This window comes from Acetobacter oryzifermentans (assembly GCF_001628715.1).
Classification (GTDB): Bacteria; Pseudomonadota; Alphaproteobacteria; order Acetobacterales; family Acetobacteraceae; genus Acetobacter; species Acetobacter oryzifermentans.
Genome location: NZ_CP011120.1, coordinates 321256 through 341060 on the forward strand (window position 1 = coordinate 321256; position 19805 = coordinate 341060).

A 19805-nucleotide genomic window follows, 5' to 3' on the forward strand; every position below is an offset into this window, starting at 1 on the left:
GGTTAACATTTTATAAAGATGTTTGCCGTCTCCTCCAAAAGAAAAACAGCGCAGACACCTATTTAAAAGCGAACTGCGCCATAAAACTGAAAAAAACGGTGAACAGGAAACTAAGAAAAATCAGGCTTTGCTGCGCCGGATAGATGCGCCCAGAATCAGCAATGCACAGAATAGTAAAGGAACAGCTTGTCCGTAATGCCCGAAAAACGTGCGAGGAAGGGCCGCAGGCACAGCAGAAACAAGTACACCTGTTTTATCCCACCCCAATTTGGCAAGAAGATGGCCTCTGCCATCAAAGGCAGCAGAAATACCTGTATTGGCAGCTCTTACGATTGGCAGCCCTTCTTCTACAGCGCGTAAGCGCACGGATTCCAAATGTTGGCGTGGGCCTGCACTGTTGCCGAACCATCCATCATTCGTAACATTGGCTAACCAGCGGGGGCGATCATGGGGGTTGGTCACATCGCCCGAAAAAATCACTTCGTAACAGATTAACGGGCCAACGGGTGGAATGTTGGCCAAATGCCATGTTTGTGGGCCAGGGCCAGCAGCCAATCCGCCCTGCGGTACAATCTGTAAAGGGATGAAGGAGGGTTGATATTCTCCAAAAGGTACAAGGCGTGCTTTATCATACACGGCGCTTACGGCCCCATCAGGGGCCAAAGCCAAAACGGAATTACGGTAATGCCCGTTATCATCCTGCCGGAGTGCACCAATAATTCCTGCATCGGCCCCAAGAGCCCAATCCATAATAACTTCTCGGGCCTTGGGCGTATCCTGCAACAGATCGTAGCCGGGGAAAGAGGTTTCCGGCCACAAAAACACAATAGGGCGATAAGGTGTGCCAGAGGCTGCCTGCTGAATTTGTAACTGCCGAGCTTGCTGCACGCCTTGGGCTGTTAGGCGTAGGTAGCGCAAAAAGATATCTCTGGGGCGCAACCGGCCTACTTTTTCAGTTTCGGGCACATTGCCCTGAACCATAACAGCTATTGGCCCGGATTCGCCCTGAGGATAAATGCTGTAAAAGCGCGCGGCGCCCACACCAAACCACAGCACAGAGGCAGCTATACAGCCCATATAAATTCTACGCCGAACTATAGGTATGCAATAAGGGGCTGCCGATTGTGGCGTAAACGGAATGCGCAGATGCAGGCTATCCAATAAGGCGCTGCCACATAGCAGGCTTGCCAATACAAGCGCCAAAGTTAGCCCATCTTCTCCCACCCATGCAGCAGGTTGGATGAGTATGTCGCCAACAGGGCCGGGTATGGCAAGGCAACTGCCCAGTGCATTCCACGTAAAACCGCTGAATAAAAATGTGCGGCCCATATCAAAAATTGTCCATGCTCCGGCAAAAAATGCCAGACGGCGCAATCCTGCGGGCACCAACATGCTGAGTGCTGCCGGTGCCCCCACCATCGGCGCAAGAATAAGGGCACACCCCATGGAAGGGAAAGGCACAAACCACCAGAACTCATCAGCACGAATCAGCACAGCATTAACCAGCCAGTAAAGTCCGGCTGTGTAAAAGCCAAAACCAAACAGGCAGCCAGCCCATGCGGCGTGTTTCCAACTTGTTGTGGTGTTAAGTATCCGGCCGAGTATGCCAAAAGTAAGCAACAATATGGGTAGGAAGTGCAAAGGGGGCAGAGCCAGCGCAGAAAGAGCGCCAACCCCCAGCATAAACCCTATGAAACGCCAATTGTCCCGCCAGCATCGGCGCAGGCGGTTATGCGCCGTTTGAAAAAACGCGGGCAGTTTTACCACGGCGCAAACCTTAGTTTACTGACTGACAGAAAAAGAAAACGGACGTTGAAAAAGCTGTCCGTTATCAGTCCAGAGCATCGCGCAGGCGGCGCTCGTAGTGCCTGTAATATTTATCTGCCAGTAGCTCACTTTTGACCAGAATGGCCACATCCGTAGTGTTGAACTGCGGATCCACTACCGCGCCATCCCCCACATAACCACCTAGCCGCAGATAGCCTTTAATAAGTGGCGGTAGGCCAGCCAGGCATCGGCGCAGGTTTAGGCTGTGCGGGTCTGTGCGCAGCATTTCCACCTTCCGATCTGGCAAAGCCCGCACACGCAGGGCCGGAGGGGCCAGATGGTTGTGGTACAGGTAGGTAAGCTCATTGGCCATTTTGTCCGGGTCCGTGCCCGGCAAGCTGGCGCAACCAAACAGCAGATCAATCTGATGCAGGAAAATGTAGGAGGCAATGCCCCGCCACAGCAGTTGCATGGCTGTGCGGCCACGGTAGTTTTTATCTACGCAGGATCGGCCCACTTCCAGCAATTTTCCGGGGAATTCCTTTAAGGGTGTAATGTCATATTCGCTGGAGGAATAAAAACGCCCGATTTTTTTTGCAGCGTCACTTTGCACCAGTCGGTATGTGCCCACCACGCCTCGTGCGTCCGAGGCAATGGAGTGGTCAATCACCAACAGGTGGTCTGCCACATTATCAAATTCATCAATATCGCGTTTAAGGCGTAGGGTTTCGCCTTCTGGGCGGGCCCCCATTTCTTCATAAAAAACGCGATAGCGCAGGGCTTGGGCTGCTTCCAGCTCGGCCTCTGTTTCTGCAATGCGTACGCTTAGGGTGCCACCACGCAGTTCGGGAAAGCCTTTGCGTTCCAGATCCAGCGCAGAAAGTCCCCCTCCGTTATTGCGCGTTGCACTCATGCAGCATTTCCTTTCTGGCGGGCACGAGAGGATGTTTTGGTGCCCGGCTTTGCAGCGGATTTTTTGCGGCCGAATAGCTCAAGCCGCATGGAAACAAATTCAAAGCCCAACCGATCAGCCACTTTTTTCATCAAAGCTTCATGTTCGGGATCTTCAAACTCTATAACTTTCCCATTATCCACGTCTATCAGATGATAATGGTGCCGCCCATTTTCCGTTGCTTCATACCGTGCGCGCCCACCGCCGAAGTCTCGGCGTTCCAGAATACCTTTTTCTTCCAGAAGCCTTACGGTGCGATACACCGTGGCCACTGAAATGCGGGAATCCAGTGTCAAGGCACGGCGGTACAGCTCTTCCACATCAGGGTGGTCGTCTGCTTCAGACAGAACACGCGCAATCACGCGCCGCTGTCCGGTCATTTTCAGGCCGTGTTCAACACACAGCTGCTCGATCCGCGATTCTGCCGACTGTGCCTTCAAGATCACAAATCCTGCTTTGAGTTACAATTTGTGTTTCAGGTTTCAGGTAGCCGAAAGTGATAGGGTTTGTCCAATTTTACACTCGCTGGCAGTTTTTTTATGCGATGCAGGCCCCTATCTTTTGCAGATGAGCTTACGTTTTTCGCCCTTTTATGGAGTTTCTGAATGACCCGTTCTGCTGCATACGTGCCTGATTTTAACGTGCAGGAAGAGCCACGCATTGCCGTTTTGGATATTACAACGGAAAAATGCCCCATGACATTTGTGCGCACGCGTCTGGCGCTGGATGGCCTGCCACCGGGTGGTTTGTTGGCTGTGCGCCTGAAGGGGGAAGAGCCGCTAAAGAACATCAGCCGGTCTGCTCGGGCGCTTGGGCATACCATTTTGTCCGATGTGCCGCAGCCCGATGGCAGTGTGGTGCTCACGTTGCGCAAAAAACAGGAAACGCCTGCTTCGTAATCCGAAGCAGGCGCTCTGTAGAAATGAACTGACGGAAAGAAAGGCGAGAAAAGCCTGCCCGGTCAGTTATTCATGGCTTCAAAGAAGTCATTGTTGGTTTTGCTGTATTTCAGCTTGTCCAGCAGGAAGTCCATGGCGTCCATCGTGCCCATAGGGGCCAGAATGCGGCGCAGAACCCACATTTTGGACAGTGTAGCCCGATCCACCAGCAGTTCTTCCTTACGGGTGCCGCTTTTGGTGATGTCGATTGCCGGGAAGGTACGCTTGTCTGCCAGCTTACGATCCAGCACCAGTTCCGAGTTACCCGTGCCTTTGAATTCTTCAAAGATCACTTCGTCCATGCGGCTGCCGGTATCAATCAGCGCCGTGGCGATAATGGTGAGGGAACCACCTTCTTCAATATTACGGGCGGCACCAAAAAAGCGCTTAGGCCGTTGTAGGGCGTTGGCATCCACACCCCCGGTCAGCACCTTGCCGGATGAGGGCACAACGGTGTTGTAGGCGCGCGCCAGACGGGTAATGGAATCCAGCAGGATCACCACATCGCGCTTGTGTTCAACAAGGCGCTTGGCTTTTTCCAGCACCATTTCCGTTACCTGCACGTGGCGGTGTGCGGGCTCATCAAAGGTGGAGGCAATCACTTCACCGCGCACAGAGCGCGCCATGTCCGTAACTTCTTCTGGGCGTTCATCAATCAGCAGAACGATCAGGAAAACTTCCGGATGGTTGGCGCTGATGGAAGAGGCAATGCTTTGCAGCATAACCGTTTTGCCCGAGCGAGGTGGGGCCACAATAAGGGCGCGCTGGCCCATACCAATGGGGGAAACAAGATCAATAACGCGCGGGGTAAAGTCTTTTTGCGCGCTTTTCTTGCCTTTTTCGGATTTGGGTTCCGGGGCTGTTGCCTGGCTTTCCACTTCCATCTGAAGGCGGCGTTCAGGGTAAAGTGGGGTCAGGTTATCAAAGTTGATTCGGTGGCGCACAGCATCCGGTGGCTCAAAGTTGATCGTGTTGATCTTGAGCATGGAGAAGTAGCGTTCACCATCACGCGGGGCGCGAATCTGGCCCTCTACCGTATCACCCGTGCGCAGGGCAAAGCGGCGCACCTGTGTGGGGGAGATATAAATATCATCCGGGCCGGGAAGGTAGTTTGATTCGGGGGAACGCAGGTAACCAAACCCGTCGTGCATGATTTCAAGCGTGCCTTCGCCGTAGATCGCTTGGTCGTTATCGGCCAGCGCCTTCAGGATGGCAAACATCATGTCCTGCTTGCGCAGGGATGACGCGTTTTCAATATTCAGGTCTTCAGCGCAGGCCAGAAGATCCGCTGGGGATTTGGCCTTGAGTTCCGCAAGATGCATCTAGGAAATGCCCTGACTGGCAAAAGTTCATAAGGAATATGTCAGGATTTCTCATGCCATCGGCTGCCGGAAGCGCGCGGCTGCGGCAAATAGGCACCTTGCTGGAAGGTGATGCCGGGGCAGAATAATCCAGACTAAAGGGAGGATGCACTGGGCAGGTGAAGTCAGCCAGTACTATTGGGGCCGCATAATAACGGCGGCCAGATGTATCGTCAATAACCTTGTGGTGTGTGCTTCATGGCGTTGGCGCAGGGGTAATGGCTGCATTCCACCCGGCACGGGTCAGCCACACAGCGGAAACCGACATATCGGGGGAAATAAAACTGTTTACCTGAGACCATAGCTGGGAAGGGTGCATGGTGAGTGTAAGCCCACCGGAAATCTGATTTTGTGAGCACGGGCCATTCAGGTGCAGGCTGTCTTCCTTTAGGGTGGTGGTAAGTTGGCACATGCCGGTTTGCCCGCTTTGCAGATCAGGCGCTGTGCCTTCCACATCCGCACTTAACAGCGGGCGCATGGTACCATCCAGCAGCATCAGCTCCCCCGCTACATGGCCTGCCGTGGAAGGATGAAGCCCAACAAGCAACCGTTTGCCATTGCGTGAAGATACGGCGGCATAGCGTAAGGGTTCGGTGCTCAGATGGTCAAAAAACGCCTGATACCCATTAGGTGGCGGGGCCTGTGTGGGTGTGGAAGATGCAGCCTGTGCCGTAGACATGCTACCGATAAGAGAGGCGCAGAAAAAAGCCGTTTTCCAGAGCTGATGCATTTTACTTGATCCCTCCCAGCCAGCCTTTTTTCCAGAACCACAGCAGGGGCAATACAATGGTGGAGGCCATAAGCCCGAGTGAATACCAGTACCCGAAAGACCAGTTCAATTCAGGCATGTTCTTGAAGTTCATACCATAGATGCCAGCAATCAAAGTAGGGGCTACCCCAATAAAGCTGACAACTGTCAGCACCTTCATGACCCCGTTCTGTTCAATGTTAATAAAGCCCAACGTGGCATCCAGCAGAAATTCCACCTTGTCCTGCGCCTGGGAAACATAGGCATCTAGCGAGGAAAGGTCTCGGCTTACTGTGGTAATGCGCATCCGCAACGGGCTGGAAAGCGCATAGGCTGCGGCAGTATTACTTTCCCCTTCTTGCGGTACGGAATCCGTGGTGATGTGGCGCGTGCTTAGCATGTATCCGGGGGTGGGGATGGCGCTGGCTGTTTTGCGGCTTTCGCTCAAAAATAGGGCAATGCGTTCCATACCCAAAAGCGTATCGCGCATACGTGAACACAGATTGCCCGAGCTGCCCACGCGCTGGAGTAAGTCACGCTGCCATGATGCAATGTTGCGCATGGCTTGGCCGGATGGACGGGTGCGGAAAATATCGTGCGAAAGAGTATCCAGCAGGTCTCCCACGCTTTCCAGAATATCGGCCAGCCGGTCTACAATGGTTTCAATCAGCGCCACCAGAATTTCCCCCGCATGCAGCATGGTATCATGCTGGGTGTGGAGTGGGGCAGAGGGAGCTGTGGTGGATGCGGGTGTGGGGGCCGGTGTTTCTGGGGTGGGAATGGCATGGGGGGCAGGCATAACCTGCGCATGATCCGCCACAAGCAACGCCACGGTTTCAAAAGACTGGTAGGACTGAAAGCGGATAGTGAACAGCCGGTTTTGCGTCAGAATAAAGCCGACAGGTGTTGTCTGAAATTCCGGGCCGGTTTTCTGTAATAAAGGCGAGGAAAGAAAAGCCGCTCCATCGCGCACGCTAATGCGGGATGAACTTTCAATTTCGTTCAGATCATCCAGCGTGGGAATGGGCTGGCCACATAATTGGGTTGCCAGAGCCTGTTCCTGCGGGGTGGGGTCCAGAAGATCCAGCCATACGGCATCGGCGGCGTCGGCTGCGGTCTCAATAGCCCGTGCGGGCATACCAGGCCGGTGGGCCAGGAACATGCGATTCTCCATTTTGTGTGCGCGCGCTACCGAAGGCAGGCAGGGCCACTGTTTTCTGAACACAGAATGTCAGGTGGCGATATGGGCTGCAAATATTCAACTGTTACAAATTATGCGGCCTTCTACATGTTTCTGGCAAGGTTACGTGGTTGCAGGGCTGTGCAACGCCTTGCGGTATCTGGTAAGCCTGCGGCTTCGTTATGACAGGCGATGCCAGACTTTTGCATGTCTGGCAGGCGCGGTTTTTCACGCGGTATGGGAGCGGCAGACCAGAAATGGCAGATCCGAAGGAACACGGCACGGCAGCGGTGCAGAGCAATTCCCTCCGGCACCAGCCGGATGAGCGGGGGCATTTTGGTGGGCGTCATGGTGGGCGCTTTGTGGCGGAAACCCTTATGCCTCTCATTCTGGAACTGGATGAAGCCTATAAAGCTGCCAAGGCTGATCCGGCTTTCCGGAAGGAGCTGGATTATTATCTGAAAGATTATGTCGGCCGCCCCAGCCCGCTCTGGTTTGCCCAGCGCATGACAGAAGAACTGGGTGGCGCTAAAATTTTTCTTAAGCGTGAAGAACTCAACCATACGGGTTCCCACAAGCTCAATAACGTTATGGGGCAGATTCTGCTGGCCCGGCGTATGGGCCGCACCCGTATTGTGGCGGAAACCGGGGCGGGCCAGCATGGTGTGGCCACGGCAACCGTATGCGCCCTGTTCGGCCTGAAATGCGTGATCTACATGGGTGCTACCGATGTAGAGCGGCAAAAGCCCAACGTGTTCCGTATGCGTTTGCTAGGTGCGGAGGTCGTGCCCGTTACCTCTGGCGCAGGCACACTGAAAGACGCCATGAATGAGGCCATGCGGGATTGGGTGGCCAACATTGCTGATACCTACATGCTTATTGGCACGGTGGCAGGCCCACACCCATACCCAGCTATGGTGCGTGATTTCCAGAGCGTAATCGGCACGGAAACCAAAGCTCAGATGAAGGCCGCTGAAGGCCGTCTGCCAGATGTTGTGGTGGCCGCTATTGGCGGCGGCTCCAACGCTATGGGCATTTTCTACCCGTTTCTAGATGATAAATCGGTTCGTCTGATCGGTGTGGAAGCCGCAGGCCACGGTCTGGATAGTGGCAAAACCGCTGCTTCTATTGAACGCGGACGCCCCGGTGTGCTGCATGGCAACCGCACATACCTGCTTCAGAACGCAGATGGCCAGATTGAGGAAGCGCATTCCATCAGTGCTGGGCTTGATTACCCCGGTGTGGGGCCGGAACATTCATGGCTGCATGATATTGGCCGCGCAGAATACGTAGGCATTACGGATAATGAGGCCCTGGATGCCTTCCAGTTTTGCACACGTATGGAAGGCATTATTCCCGCGCTGGAATCTGCCCATGCCGTGGCTTATGCCGCCAAAATTGCGCCCACCCTTTCCAAGGATACACTGCTGGTGGTCAACCTTTCTGGGCGGGGTGATAAAGATATTTTCACTGTGGCCGAACATCTGGGGGTCAAGCTGTGAGCCGTATAGCAGCCCGTTTTAAAGCACTTGCCGCTGAAGGCCGCGGTGCGCTTATCCCGTATCTGGAAGCGTATGATCCGGATTGGGATACATCGCTCGAACTGCTGCGGAAAATGCCCGCTGCTGGTGCGGATTTGATTGAAATTGGCATGCCTTTTTCAGATCCTTCCGCCGATGGCCCTGTTATTCAGGCTGCTGCTCGTCGTGGCCTTAAGGCCGGGGCCACGCTGGCAGGCGTGCTGGATATGGTAACGGATTTTCGTCAGCAGGATAACAAAACCCCCATTATCCTTATGGGGTATTTGAACCCGGTAGAATCCTACGGATATGAACGCTTTTGCCGTGATGCTGCGGGCGCTGGCGTGGACGGCTTGATTCTGGTGGATCTGCCGCCAGAGGAAGCCGATGTGCTGGCACCATTTGCCAAGGCAAACGGGTTGGATATCATCCGGCTTGTGGCGCCCACCACATCGGATAAGCGCCTGCCTTATGTGCTCTCTCATGCTTCTGGGTTTGTGTATTACGTGAGCATTACGGGCATTACGGGCACACGTTCCGCTACCACGCATGATCTGGAAGAAGCCATTCCGCGCCTGCGTAAGGTAACAAAGCTGCCCATCGCCATTGGGTTTGGTGTGCGTACGCCGCAGCAGGCTGCCAACGCTTCCAGCATTGCAGATGGTGCTGTTGTGGCCTCGGCCTTGCTATCCACCTTGGCAGATACGTTGGATGACAAAGGGCGTGCTACGGCGGAAACTTTGCCACGCGTGTTGGCGCAGATTGAAGATCTGGCAAAAGCCGTGCGCAACGCTGGCGGAAAGGCGGTATGATTCCGTTTTTCCGATTCCAGTAATATCTTGCCCATGACACACGCTTCAGCCGCTCATATTGTTATTGTTGGGGCTGGCCCTGCGGGGTTGGCTGCTGCGGAGTATCTGGCACAGGCCGGTTACAGCGTGCAGGTGCTGGAGCGCATGCCCAGTGTTGGCCGCAAGTTTCTTATGGCAGGGCGGGGTGGGTTAAACATCACGCATTCCGAACCGCATGAGGCCTTGATGCGGCGTTATGGTGTGGCGCAATCATGGTTGCGCCCGGCATTGGATGCATGGACCACGCAGGACATCCAGCACTGGATGGAAGGGCTTGGGCAAGCCCACTTTACGGGGTCTTCTGGCCGTGTGTTTCCTTCGGCCATGAAGGCATCCCCGTTGCTGCGTGCATGGTTGGCGCGGTTGCAGGCGCTTGGCGTTGTTTTTCACACCCGCACCGCATGGAAAGGATGGGATGAGCACGGCCACCTGCTTGTGCAGCGTGCAGGGCAGGATGTACCGCACCCCATGCAGGCAGATGCCACATTACTGGCGCTAGGTGGGGCAAGCTGGCCGCGTTTGGGCAGTGCAGGAGGCTGGGTGCCAGTTCTGGCGCAGCAGGGTGTGAACATAGCGCCCTTACAGCCCGCAAATTGTGGGTTTGAGACAGCATGGTCTGATCTGTTCCGGGAGCGCTTTGCAGGCGTGCCGCTTAAACCTGTGGCACTCAGCTTTGCAGGGCACCGCGTGCAGGGTGAAGTGATGGTAACTGCTAATGGGCTGGAAGGCGGCGCGATTTACGCACTGTCTGCTCCTATTCGGGCCGCCATTGCCGAAGAGGGTGTGGTGACCGTGATGGTAGATTTGCGCCCGGATATGCCAGAGCAGGAAGTAGCCCGCCGTTTGGCCGCTACCCGCCCGCGAGAGAGCCTCTCTAATAAATTACGCAAGGCATTGCGCTTACCGCCTGTTGCTGTCGCATTGCTGCGTGAAGGTGGGCAGGATATTCCTTCCTCACCTCAAGCTTTGGCTGCGCGGTTAAAAGCTGTGCCCGTAGTGTTGAGCGCTCCACAACCGCTTGCCCGTGCCATTTCCACTGCTGGTGGGATTACGTCCGATTCCTGCACAGATGGCTTTATGCTGCGTGCAGTGCCCGGTGTGTTTGTGGCGGGGGAAATGCTGGATTGGGAGGCCCCAACAGGCGGCTATCTGCTGCATGCCTGCCTTGCCACGGGGCGCGCGGCAGCAAAGGGCCTACAGGCATGGTTGCAGGATACAGTGGCTAAGCGGTATCCCCTCCAGCCATGAGCAGCATGATCATAATGGGTGAAGTGCCGGGGGGTGGCCCGGCACAATTGGATTTGGCCGAACTTCTGGCCACGCGCCTACTGGTGCAGGGTAATTCTGGGTCTGGTAAATCACACCTGCTGCGGCGGTTGCTGGAGCAATCCGCCCGCATGGTGCAGCAGGCGATTATTGACCCGGAGGGGGATTTTGTCAGCCTTGCGGAAAAATTCGGCCATCTGGTGATTGATGGCGCAGACCATTCCGAAATGGCGCTACATGCAGCGGGTGAACGCATGCGTATGCACCGTGCCTCGGTTGTGCTGAATCTGGAAGGTCTGGATGCAGACCAGCAAATGCGTTGGGCTGCTGCATTTTTGGGTGGCATGTTCGAGGTGCCGCGCCAATACTGGTATCCGGTGCTGGTGGTGGTGGATGAAGCGCAGCTTTTTGCCCCAGCAGCCGCAGGTGAAGTTTCGGACGAAGCCCGGCGTGCATCCCTTGGCGCCATGACAAACCTGATGTGCCGTGGTCGTAAACGTGGTTTGGCCGGGGTTATTGCCACGCAGCGTTTGGCCAAGCTGGCCAAAAATGTGGCTGCAGAAGCCTCCAACTTTCTGATGGGCCGCACATTTCTGGATATTGATATGTCCCGCGCGGCAGATTTGCTGGGGATGGAGCGCAGGCAGGCCGAATCGTTCCGAGATTTAGCACGCGGCACTTTTGTAGCACTTGGTCCAGCCTTGTGCCGCAGGCCAGTGCCGGTGCGTATTGGCACAGTAGAAACAGAAAGCCGCTCTGCCGGGCCGGTGCTTACGCCGTTTGAGCCGCCACCAGCGCCTGTGCATGATCTTATCCTGGCCCCCGTGCCTGTGCAGGATATGCCTGTTCGCCCACGCAAAGCGCCTGCACCGCCACCGCCTGATCTGCTAACTCAACTTGCGGCACATGGTGAGGCACAGGCCGCTCAAGCCGAACAGGAAGCCCCCGAAGAAACATCTGAAACCCAAACCGAGCGTGAAGCCCGCATGCGCGCCATTCTGCGTGACATGATGGAAGATGAAGAAGCTGCTTTTCGACCAGCACCCGTTTTGTATCAGGATTTTCTGGTAAGGTGCCGGATTGCCGGATTGGGGCGGAATGCGCTGGATATGCGGCGCTTTAACCGGGCTTTGGCCACAGCTCGCAGCGGTGTGGATGAAGAAACATCCACGCAGCCCGAATGGCAGGAGGCCGAAGCTCTGGCCTCCACTTTGCCGGAAGACCTTCAGGCTGTGGGGCTTTTTCTGGCACGTGCCGCCTTGGATCGGCAGCCATGTCCATCTGATGCCGCTATTGCGCGAGTGTACGGCACGGTTTCAAAGGGGCGTGCACGCCGTCTGCTAGGGTGGTTGGAAGACCAGAATCTGATTGTATTGCGTGCAGATGGTATGGGCCGCCGTGTGCTTACTTTTATCGGTACAGGGTGGGAAACGCTGCCCGGCAACGCAGATGGCTGAAAAAACCACACCTGTTAGACGCATATAGCGTAAAAAGTGCCCCTTTGCGGGCATGACGGGCACGCCATGCAGTGCTATAGCCCGAAGCATGACGGAAGACCCGCCTTTTAGCCCGGCGCTGCTGCCCGCAGGCTTTGTAGATTTTTTAACGCCCGATGCCCGAACCGAGGCAGAAGGCGTTGCCACGCTTATGGACGTGTTTGCATCCCACGGATACGACCGCGTGCGGCCCCCTCTTATAGAGTTTGAGGACACGTATCTGGCGGGTGCCGGTGCGGCCCTTGCGGAACAGAGTTTCCGGGTGATGGACCCGGATACCCGCCGCATGATGGTGCTGCGCCCCGATATTACGCCGCAGGTGGCCCGTATGGCGGCAACCCGTGTGGCCAGCACGCCACGTCCGCTGCGTGTTTCTTACGCCGGTGTGTGTGTTGTGGTGTCTCCCGTGGCTGCGGAAGAAAGCAGCCGCCAGATTATGCAGACGGGTATCGAACTGATAGGCCCCGATTCGCCAGAAGCGGATGCGGAGGTCATGTCTGTTGGGGCGGAAGCGCTTGAGCGTCTGGGTGTGAAGGATGTTTCCTTCGATCTCACCATGCCGCCATTTATTCCAGCATTGCTGGAAGAAGGTAACGTGCCCGAAGCGCAGCGCGCCGCCCTTATGCGTGCGCTGGATCGTAAGGATTCCGCTGCCGTGGCCGAACAGGGTGGCCCACTGGCAAGCACGCTTATTGCATTGCTGGAAGCAACCGGGCTGGCAGAACATGCGGTGGCCCGGCTGATTGAAATTACCTTGCCGCCCAAGGCCCGTGCTGTTCTGGACCGTTTGGTAGATACCGTGGCCGCCCTGCGTGAGCAGTGCCCCAATCTGCGCATGACGGTAGATCCGGTAGAGTTTCGGGGCTGGAAATACCACACAGGTGTGTGTGTCACGCTGTTTGCCGTTGGCCGCTCGGAAGAGCTGGGGCGTGGCGGCCGTTACCTGTGTAATGATAATGAACCCGCCTGTGGGCTGACATTGCGGCCAGATGTGCTGTTCCGCATGATTCCGCCTACACCTGCCCGCCCACGTGTTTATGTGGCGCCGGGGGCAGATAAGCGGGAGGCCGCACGCCTGCGCACGCAGGGTTACGCCACGCTGGCGGCATCTTCTCTCACCGTAGAGCCAGAGATTGAAGCACGCCGTTTGGGTTGCACCCATGTGTTGCGTGGCACCGTTTGCACGGCCTTGTCATGATTTTTCCCCCGGAAGGGGCTTTTTCTCTTTCAGTTAGCGGCAAGATTCTTTCAGGAGCACACCATCCATGTCCAACGTAACCGTGATTGGCGCCCAGTGGGGTGATGAAGGCAAAGGCAAAATTGTAGATTGGCTTGCTAGCCGGGCCGATATTGTTGTGCGCTTTCAGGGTGGGCACAATGCCGGACATACGCTGGTTGTGGGCAATCAGGTTTACAAGCTTTCTCTGCTGCCTTCTGGCGTGGTGAACAACAAGCTGGGCATTATCGGCAACGGCGTGGTGGTGGACCCGCAGGCGCTGCTGGCGGAAATTGGCCGTATTCAGGAACAGGGGCTGGAAGTTACGCCCGATACGCTCAAGATTGCAGAAAATGCACCGCTGATTCTGCCTGTGCATGGTGCGCTGGATCGCGCGCGTGAGGCTGCGCGGGGTGATCGTAAAATTGGCACCACAGGCCGTGGCATCGGCCCCGCGTATGAAGATAAAGTGGCCCGTCGTGCTATTCGTCTGTGTGATCTGGCCGAGCCGGAAACGCTGGACTGGAAGCTGGATGAACTGCTGCTGCACCATAACACCCTGCTGGCAGGGCTGGGTGCACCTGTGTTCACCAAGGAAGAACTTCTTACGTTCCTGACAGATATTGCCCCTAAAGTGCTGCCTTATATGGCCCCCACTTGGGATATTCTGGATGATGCCCGCCGTGCAGGCCGCCGTATTCTGTTTGAAGGTGCGCAGGCCGTGATGCTGGATGTAGACCACGGCACCTATCCGTTTGTTACCAGCTCCAACACTGTGGCTGCCAATGCAGGTACGGGTTCTGGCATGGGCCCAACGGCTGCGGGTTTTGTGTTGGGTATTGCCAAGGCTTACTGCACCCGTGTGGGTGAAGGCCCGTTCCCCACAGAACTGCATGATGAAACAGGCCGTCGCCTTGGTGAGCGCGGGCATGAATTTGGCACCAACACGGGTCGTGCGCGCCGTTGTGGCTGGTTTGATTCCGTGCTGGTGCGTCATGCTGTGCGCGTTGGCGGTATAAATGGTTTGGCACTTACCAAGCTGGACGTGCTGGACGGTCTGGATGAAATCCGGGTTTGCGTTGGGTATGAGCTGGACGGGCAGAAGGTCGAACGCTTCCCGTCTGCGCCAGCAGCGCAGCAGCGTGTGCGGCCGGTGTATGAAACTCTGGAAGGTTGGAAGGAAACCACCCACGGTGCACGCCGCTGGGCAGACTTGCCAGCGCAGGCCATTAAATACGTGCGCCGGATTGAAGAGCTGGTGGGTGCGCCTGTTACCCTGCTTTCCACGAGCCCAGATCGGGATGATACTATTCTGATGCGTGATCCGTTTGAAGATTGATCTGGCTGCCAGAATATTTGTAACAAAAGGGCCTTCTCCATAAGGGAAGGCCTTTTTTTTGTTGCAACTTTATGAGGGTTTCACAAAACTTTCATACGGGTACTTTTTGCCCGATATATAAGCGGTTTTCACACATAATCCCTTTCTTGCGAGGTGGTGGGACGTTGTTTTTTGCTGTGAGAACCCCCTATCTTTCAATCATGTTACAAAAAGCAGGGAAAGCATGAATAAGGCAGATCTTCTGGTGGTTGAGGATGATCCGGCACTCTCCCGGCTTATCGGCTACAATCTTGAAAAACAGGGATACGCAGTCCGTGTTGTAGGAGATGGTGAGGCAGCGCTTGAAGAAGTGCGCCAAAAACGCCCTGATCTGTTGTTGCTGGACTGGATGCTGCCGGGTATTTCCGGCTTAGAAGTGTGCCGCCAGCTACGGGGGCAGCCCAAAACAGCGACGCTTCCGATTGTGATGCTCAGCGCACGTGGAGAAGAAACAGATACGATCCGCGGCTTAGATACTGGGGCGGATGATTATCTTGTAAAGCCTTTTAGCATGGAGGCATTGTTTGCGCGTGTAAAAGCCATGCTGCGCCGCCTGCCACCAGCAGATAAAACATTACGGTTTGATACACTGGTGATGGATCGGGTGAGCCACAAGGTGGAACGTGGCGGGCGCTTGCTGGCGTTAGGGCCAACGGAATATCGGTTGCTGGAATTTTTTATGCTCAACCCAGGTAAAGTTTTCTCGCGCGAGGAACTTTTGAAACATGCTTGGGAACGCAGCTCTTTTGTAGAATTGCGTACGGTAGATGTGCATATTCGTCGCTTGCGGCAAACCCTGAATGAAGGAGATGAGCAAGATCTTATCCGTACAGTGCGAGCCAGAGGGTATGCATTGGATCTGCCACAAGGCTAAGCAGGGTAAATTTTCGGCATGGTTGCACAGGCATGGCTGATAATGGGGGAGGGGGCCATAGCTGGTGCAGCCATGGCAACTTTGGGTGGCATGGTGCTTGGGCGTATGCGTGCTTCTGCAAGCCATGTGCCTGTTCTTGCACGACGTAGCCCTAGTAAGGAAGTTTCTCAACCCTGTCTAGAACAGGTTATGGCCTGTCTGCCTGCTGCCATGTTGGTAATAAATGAAACACGCGGGTTGTGTGTGGTTTCCAAAATGGCTGAACAGCAGTTTGATGGAGACCTTGGCAGTATAGTCCGCCATCCGGCGTTTCAGGCCAAGCTGGATGTGGTGCTTGCGCAAAAGGTAGGAAACACACCATCGGGCCGTGTGCGTGTTATTCTGGATATTCCACGGTTGCGAGTGGTTCAGGCTGTTTTGCAAAAACAAAGCCTGCCAGCAGAATTGTTGCCAATAAGTATGCGCAGGGAAAACACAGCACCCAATGCACAAACAACATTGGTGTTTGTTGATTTGCATGATGAAACAGATGCTGTTGTTGCGGAACGTCAGCATACGGATTTTGTGGCATTTGCCAGCCACGAGCTACGCACACCTTTGGCAGCTTTGCTGGGGTTTATAGAAACTTTGCAGGGGCCAGCTGCAGATGATCCATTGGCACAAAAAGAGTTTTTGGAAATTATGTCTCAGCAGGCCAAGCGGATGCAAAACCTGCTGAACAGCTTGCTTTATCTTTCCCGCGTGCAAATGCAGGAACACCAAAAACCGCGTGAAGCAGTGTGTCTGGCTGATCTGTTTGAGCAATGCCAGGCAGAAGGAGATCTTCTGTCTGCCGGTTTGCCGGTTAAGGTTGATGTACAGCCGCCAGAAAACAAGAGCTGGCAGGTTGCAGGGGATGAAACACAACTTTTACAGGTTGTGGTTAATCTTGTTGAAAATGCTATAAAATATAGCCTTGTTTCAGAAAAAACAAAGTCCGGTAAACTTGTATCTATTACCATAACCTGCCATCAGGCAGAGGAAGATCAACGTTGGCCGAGCGCTGCGGGTATTGTGCTGAGTGTAACGGATAACGGCCCCGGTATTCCGGCCCGACATCTGGCGCGCTTAACAGAACGGTTTTACCGCGTGGCTAAAACTGCGGCCGCTGTGCAGGGCAGTGGGTTGGGGCTTGCTATTGTGCAGCATATTGTCACCCGGCATGGGGGGCGGTTTGTGGTGGAAAGCGCAGTGGGCCAGGGCACATCCTGCCATATCTGGCTACCGCTTTTGCCATTGGTGGCTGATCCTTCATTAAACTGTCACCAAACTGTCTTGCAGCCGTAACCCATTTTTGCATTCACTCCCTTACGAAGCAAAAGCGGCATGTACTGGTGCCGTTATGTGTTGATGCTTAGGGATGCTCCCCAAAATGCGTTTTTCTTTTCGGTCTGAAACCTGTGCTGCTGCGGTTGCCTGCTTGCTGGCAGCTGTACCCTCTTTTTCTCACGCACAAAGTGTAACTGGTGCGGGGTCCAGTTTTGCTGCCCCGATTTATGAGGCCTGGGCCTCTGCCGCCAAAGCAGATACAGGTGTTAATGTAAATTATCAGACTGTAGGCTCCAGCGCCGGGCAGAACCAGATTTTGGCAGGCACGGTAGATTTTGGGGCATCTGATGCGCCTATGGATGCCAAAAAGCTGGAAAGCGCCCATCTTTTTCAGTTCCCCACTGTTATGGGCGGGATTGTGCCGGTTGTGAACATTCCGGGCATTAAGGCAGATGTGTTGGTGCTGAGTGGTGATGTGCTGGCCGCTATCTACTCTGGTGATATCACCAGTTGGAATGATCCAAAAATTGCCGCACTTAACCCCGGTGTTTCTCTGCCAGATACGGCAGTAGCGCCTATCCATCGTGCAGATGGGTCTGGCACAACATTTGTGTTCACATCCTACCTCGATCAGTCTTCCAAAAATTGGCATGATCAATACGGTGCAGGCACATCTATCAGTTGGCCGGGTGGCTTGGGCGCACGCGGGAATGATGGCGTAGCCGCTACCGTACAGAATACGGAAGGTGGCGTAGGGTATGTGGAATATGCCTATGCCAGCCGTAACCACCTTACTACCATCCGCCTCAAGAACAGTTCTGGTCAGGCTGTAGCAGCCTCTCAGGCCAGCTTCTCTCAGGCAGCAGAAGCAGCAGATTGGAAAAATGCTTCGCATTTCTCTGTTAATTTGCTGAACACTTCTGGCGCGCAGGCATGGCCAATTGTTTCTGCCACGTATGTTCTGGTGCCGCTGCCTGCACGTAATCCCGCGCGTGATGAAGCTGTAAAGCGCTTCTTTATCTGGGATTTTGCAAAGGGTGATTCCATTGCAGCAAAGCTTGATTACGTGCCGTTGCCCAAGGCTGTTAAAGATAGCATCCAATCTGCATGGCAGGCTGGTAAATAAGCTTTTTATTTCAATAAGATATTTTATTATGGAAAGCGGCCCCTTTGCGGGCCGCTTTTTTCATGAAACTGTCATGAAACCATCATCTAAGCGTCACGCACAAAAAGTTGGAATAAAGTTATTCACCACGCATCGCTCCTCTTCTGTTTTGGAATGGCCATGATGCGTCGTTGTTCACCGCTTCTTCCATCTTTTGCGTTTGCTTCAATTTTGATGTCTGGAATTGCCCCAGTGGCCGAGGCTTCCAGTTCAGATGATGCCCAGATCCGTGCATTGAAAGCCGAAATGGCTGAAATGCGGCGTGAAATGATGGGGCAGATTACACATCTTAAATCTCAGATCGCCCAAAATGAAACACGGCAAAGGGGCCCTGCTTCACGTCGTGCTACACGTACAACGGCACAAAATGGGTATAAGTTCCCGGAAAAATATGCTGATAACGATGTAGATCCTAACGTAAAGTTTGGTGAACAAACGCCACGCAAAAATATTCTGCTGAACAACGGTGTGGGCACACCCCCTTCTGATCGCGGCATGACGACATCTTGGAAGGACTTCAAGGCCGCAACGCAAAAGGATGAAAACGTGCACGTTGGGGGCATGATCATCGGCTTTCCCAAAGGGCGTTTTACGGTTGCATCAGAGGACGGAGCTTATGGCCTGTCTATTGGTTTGGCATTTCATGAAGACTTTGGTGGCTTTATGGGCATGTCTCCGCGCCGGGGCGAAACCAAAGGTGATTTCTCAAGTTTCACAGAAAATGCACGCCGCCTACGTATTCCATTCACCTTCCGGTATAAAGATTGGGTGGCAAACATTACGCCTGATTTCGGGTCTGGCAGTGCGGACGGATCGGATGGTCTGTATGAAGCCAACCTGAACTACACCGGCCTGCACAACACTATTCTAACAGTAGGTTATTTTCAGCCACGTGTGACGGAAGAAGATTCCGAAAGCTCCAACGATTTCGAAATGATGGAACGTCCTGCCATCACGGATATCGTGCGTAATATTGCCGCAGGCGATGCTCGCTTTAGTGTTGGTGGCTTGCATTATGAAAAACGCTGGTGGATTGCAGGGTATTTCACTGGTCAGACATTTGGTAACCGTGCCAAGGATACCAATATTGGTGATAGCCAGACCGGTGGCACCTTCCGTGTTGCCGGGCGCCCCTATGTTTCTAAAGACATAGATGTGCATTTGGGCCTTTCCGCCATTAGCGCATTCAAGGTGAATGATGGCACCAATGGCCGCACATATACCTTTAAAGAAGCCCCGGAAGTTAACCTAACAACAACGGCACTGCTGAACACAGGCGCGCTGCGCAACATCGGCTCCGTATGGTCTGCTGGGCCGGAACTGGGTTTCCGCTGGAAAAAGCTGGTGCTGAAGGGGGAATATTACCACATCGGCGTGACGCGCAATCAACAGCAGGGTGGGCAGTCTCTGCCATCTCTATCGTTTGAAGGTTACTATGGCGCAGCTAACTATACGCTGTTTGGCAAGCCCCGTATGTATAATGAAAAAGAAGGGGCGTTCTCTGCTCCGGGTGTGGAACACGAATTTGATCCCGCACACGGTTACTGGGGCGCGCTGGAACTTTCTGGCCGTTACAGTGTGGCTGATTTTGATGATACGGCAAACAGTGTGCGCGGTGGCCGCCAAACGGTATGGTCTGGTGGGGTAAACTGGTATCCCAACCGCCACTTCCGCGTGATGCTGGACTTCAACCACTTTATCGTAACGCGTAATAGCCAAGCCTATAACATTCTTGGCCGTGATGGGAATTCTGTGGCTGCCCGTGTGCAGGCCGCATTCTAAATC

General features: G+C 54.5%; 17 protein-coding genes. 11 read left to right on the plus strand and 6 right to left on the minus strand.

What is annotated here, in order from left to right; translation table 11 throughout:
- Positions 1-120: 120 nt before the first annotated feature.
- The 3 genes from lnt to WG31_RS01510 all read right to left on the minus strand — a co-directional run bounded on the left by lnt (position 121) and on the right by WG31_RS01510 (position 3165).
- Entirely contained in the window at positions 121-1767 is a 1647-nt protein-coding gene (gene lnt / locus WG31_RS01500; RefSeq protein ID WP_063353405.1) for an apolipoprotein N-acyltransferase, read from the minus strand.
- A 64-nt stretch (positions 1768-1831) separates the two neighbouring features.
- Entirely contained in the window at positions 1832-2680 is an 849-nt protein-coding gene (locus WG31_RS01505) for a GNAT family N-acetyltransferase (protein ID WP_035351195.1), read from the minus strand.
- Positions 2677-3165, minus strand: coding sequence for a Fur family transcriptional regulator (locus tag WG31_RS01510; protein ID WP_006116856.1), 489 nt, complete (start codon positions 3163-3165; stop codon positions 2677-2679). The genes WG31_RS01505 and WG31_RS01510 overlap by 4 nt, the downstream gene beginning before the upstream one ends.
- Before the next feature lie 159 nt (positions 3166-3324).
- Here WG31_RS01510 and WG31_RS01515 point away from each other — a divergent pair, with 159 nt between their 5' ends.
- Positions 3325-3618 carry a sulfurtransferase TusA family protein gene (locus tag WG31_RS01515; RefSeq protein ID WP_003623789.1) on the plus strand — a complete coding sequence of 98 codons (294 nt, stop codon included), beginning with the start codon at positions 3325-3327 and terminating at the stop codon, positions 3616-3618.
- A gap of 62 nt (positions 3619-3680) precedes the next feature.
- On the opposite strand, the gene rho is transcribed toward WG31_RS01515, so the two are convergent.
- The 3 genes from rho to WG31_RS01530 form a co-directional block, all read right to left on the minus strand.
- A complete protein-coding gene (gene rho / locus WG31_RS01520) occupies positions 3681-4979 on the minus strand; it encodes a transcription termination factor Rho (RefSeq protein WP_035351198.1) in 1299 nt (432 codons plus the stop codon).
- A gap of 235 nt (positions 4980-5214) precedes the next feature.
- Positions 5215-5748 (minus strand): hypothetical protein, encoded by a 534-nt coding sequence (locus tag WG31_RS01525; protein ID WP_063353406.1) that lies wholly within the window; start codon positions 5746-5748, stop codon positions 5215-5217.
- A 1-nt stretch (position 5749) separates the two neighbouring features.
- Positions 5750-6940: a magnesium transporter CorA family protein gene (locus WG31_RS01530; RefSeq protein ID WP_193561037.1), complete on the minus strand. Its 1191-nt coding sequence runs from the start codon at positions 6938-6940 to the stop codon at positions 5750-5752.
- 188 nt (positions 6941-7128) lie between these two features.
- Between WG31_RS01530 and trpB the strand changes: the two genes are divergently transcribed.
- From trpB to WG31_RS01580, 10 genes are all read left to right on the plus strand, one after another.
- The gene (trpB, locus tag WG31_RS01535) at positions 7129-8448 is read left to right on the plus strand and encodes a tryptophan synthase subunit beta (protein ID WP_006116859.1); all 1320 of its coding nucleotides are present in this window, start codon (positions 7129-7131) and stop codon (positions 8446-8448) included.
- On the plus strand, positions 8445-9278 hold the full coding sequence (gene trpA, locus WG31_RS01540; protein ID WP_063353407.1) for a tryptophan synthase subunit alpha: 834 nt from the start codon (positions 8445-8447) through the stop codon (positions 9276-9278). The genes trpB and trpA overlap by 4 nt, the downstream gene beginning before the upstream one ends.
- Before the next feature lie 33 nt (positions 9279-9311).
- Positions 9312-10565: a TIGR03862 family flavoprotein gene (locus WG31_RS01545; protein WP_063354826.1), complete on the plus strand. Its 1254-nt coding sequence runs from the start codon at positions 9312-9314 to the stop codon at positions 10563-10565.
- Positions 10562-12040 carry an ATP-binding protein gene (locus WG31_RS01550; protein ID WP_035351286.1) on the plus strand — a complete coding sequence of 493 codons (1479 nt, stop codon included), beginning with the start codon at positions 10562-10564 and terminating at the stop codon, positions 12038-12040. Before WG31_RS01545 ends, WG31_RS01550 begins: the two co-directional genes overlap by 4 nt.
- A gap of 52 nt (positions 12041-12092) precedes the next feature.
- Positions 12093-13277, plus strand: a complete 1185-nt coding sequence (locus tag WG31_RS01555; protein WP_006116862.1) for an ATP phosphoribosyltransferase regulatory subunit — start codon at positions 12093-12095, stop codon at positions 13275-13277.
- Between the two features lie 67 nt (positions 13278-13344).
- The gene (locus WG31_RS01560; protein WP_006116863.1) at positions 13345-14634 is read left to right on the plus strand and encodes an adenylosuccinate synthase; all 1290 of its coding nucleotides are present in this window, start codon (positions 13345-13347) and stop codon (positions 14632-14634) included.
- A gap of 223 nt (positions 14635-14857) precedes the next feature.
- Positions 14858-15547: a phosphate regulon transcriptional regulator PhoB gene (gene phoB, locus WG31_RS01565; protein ID WP_063353408.1), complete on the plus strand. Its 690-nt coding sequence runs from the start codon at positions 14858-14860 to the stop codon at positions 15545-15547.
- A gap of 18 nt (positions 15548-15565) precedes the next feature.
- Positions 15566-16873: a sensor histidine kinase gene (locus tag WG31_RS01570; protein WP_063353409.1), complete on the plus strand. Its 1308-nt coding sequence runs from the start codon at positions 15566-15568 to the stop codon at positions 16871-16873.
- A 73-nt stretch (positions 16874-16946) separates the two neighbouring features.
- Complete coding sequence (pstS, locus tag WG31_RS01575; RefSeq protein ID WP_082823102.1) at positions 16947-17981, plus strand: phosphate ABC transporter substrate-binding protein PstS; 1035 nt, start codon at positions 16947-16949, stop codon at positions 17979-17981.
- Between the two features lie 153 nt (positions 17982-18134).
- Positions 18135-19802 carry an OprO/OprP family phosphate-selective porin gene (locus WG31_RS01580; RefSeq protein WP_063353411.1) on the plus strand — a complete coding sequence of 556 codons (1668 nt, stop codon included), beginning with the start codon at positions 18135-18137 and terminating at the stop codon, positions 19800-19802.
- Positions 19803-19805: the final 3 nt, after the last annotated feature.

Bases quoted from the DNA above. Each gene is read 5' to 3' on its own strand.
- WG31_RS01505 (WP_035351195.1), bottom strand. From the start codon at position 2,680: ATGAGTGCAACGCGCAATAACGGAGGGGGACTTTCTGCGCTGGATCTG.
- WG31_RS01515 (WP_003623789.1), top strand. From the start codon at position 3,325: ATGACCCGTTCTGCTGCATACGTGCCTGATTTTAACGTGCAGGAAGAG.
- rho (WP_035351198.1), bottom strand. From the start codon at position 4,979: ATGCATCTTGCGGAACTCAAGGCCAAATCCCCAGCGGATCTTCTGGCC.
- WG31_RS01525 (WP_063353406.1), bottom strand. From the start codon at position 5,748: ATGCATCAGCTCTGGAAAACGGCTTTTTTCTGCGCCTCTCTTATCGGT.
- WG31_RS01530 (WP_193561037.1), bottom strand. From the start codon at position 6,940: ATGGAGAATCGCATGTTCCTGGCCCACCGGCCTGGTATGCCCGCACGG.
- trpB (WP_006116859.1), top strand. From the start codon at position 7,129: ATGACAGGCGATGCCAGACTTTTGCATGTCTGGCAGGCGCGGTTTTTC.
- WG31_RS01545 (WP_063354826.1), top strand. From the start codon at position 9,312: ATGACACACGCTTCAGCCGCTCATATTGTTATTGTTGGGGCTGGCCCT.
- WG31_RS01550 (WP_035351286.1), top strand. From the start codon at position 10,562: ATGAGCAGCATGATCATAATGGGTGAAGTGCCGGGGGGTGGCCCGGCA.
- WG31_RS01555 (WP_006116862.1), top strand. From the start codon at position 12,093: ATGACGGGCACGCCATGCAGTGCTATAGCCCGAAGCATGACGGAAGAC.
- WG31_RS01560 (WP_006116863.1), top strand. From the start codon at position 13,345: ATGTCCAACGTAACCGTGATTGGCGCCCAGTGGGGTGATGAAGGCAAA.
- phoB (WP_063353408.1), top strand. From the start codon at position 14,858: ATGAATAAGGCAGATCTTCTGGTGGTTGAGGATGATCCGGCACTCTCC.
- WG31_RS01570 (WP_063353409.1), top strand. From the start codon at position 15,566: ATGGTTGCACAGGCATGGCTGATAATGGGGGAGGGGGCCATAGCTGGT.
- pstS (WP_082823102.1), top strand. From the start codon at position 16,947: ATGCTCCCCAAAATGCGTTTTTCTTTTCGGTCTGAAACCTGTGCTGCT.
- WG31_RS01580 (WP_063353411.1), top strand. From the start codon at position 18,135: ATGGCCATGATGCGTCGTTGTTCACCGCTTCTTCCATCTTTTGCGTTT.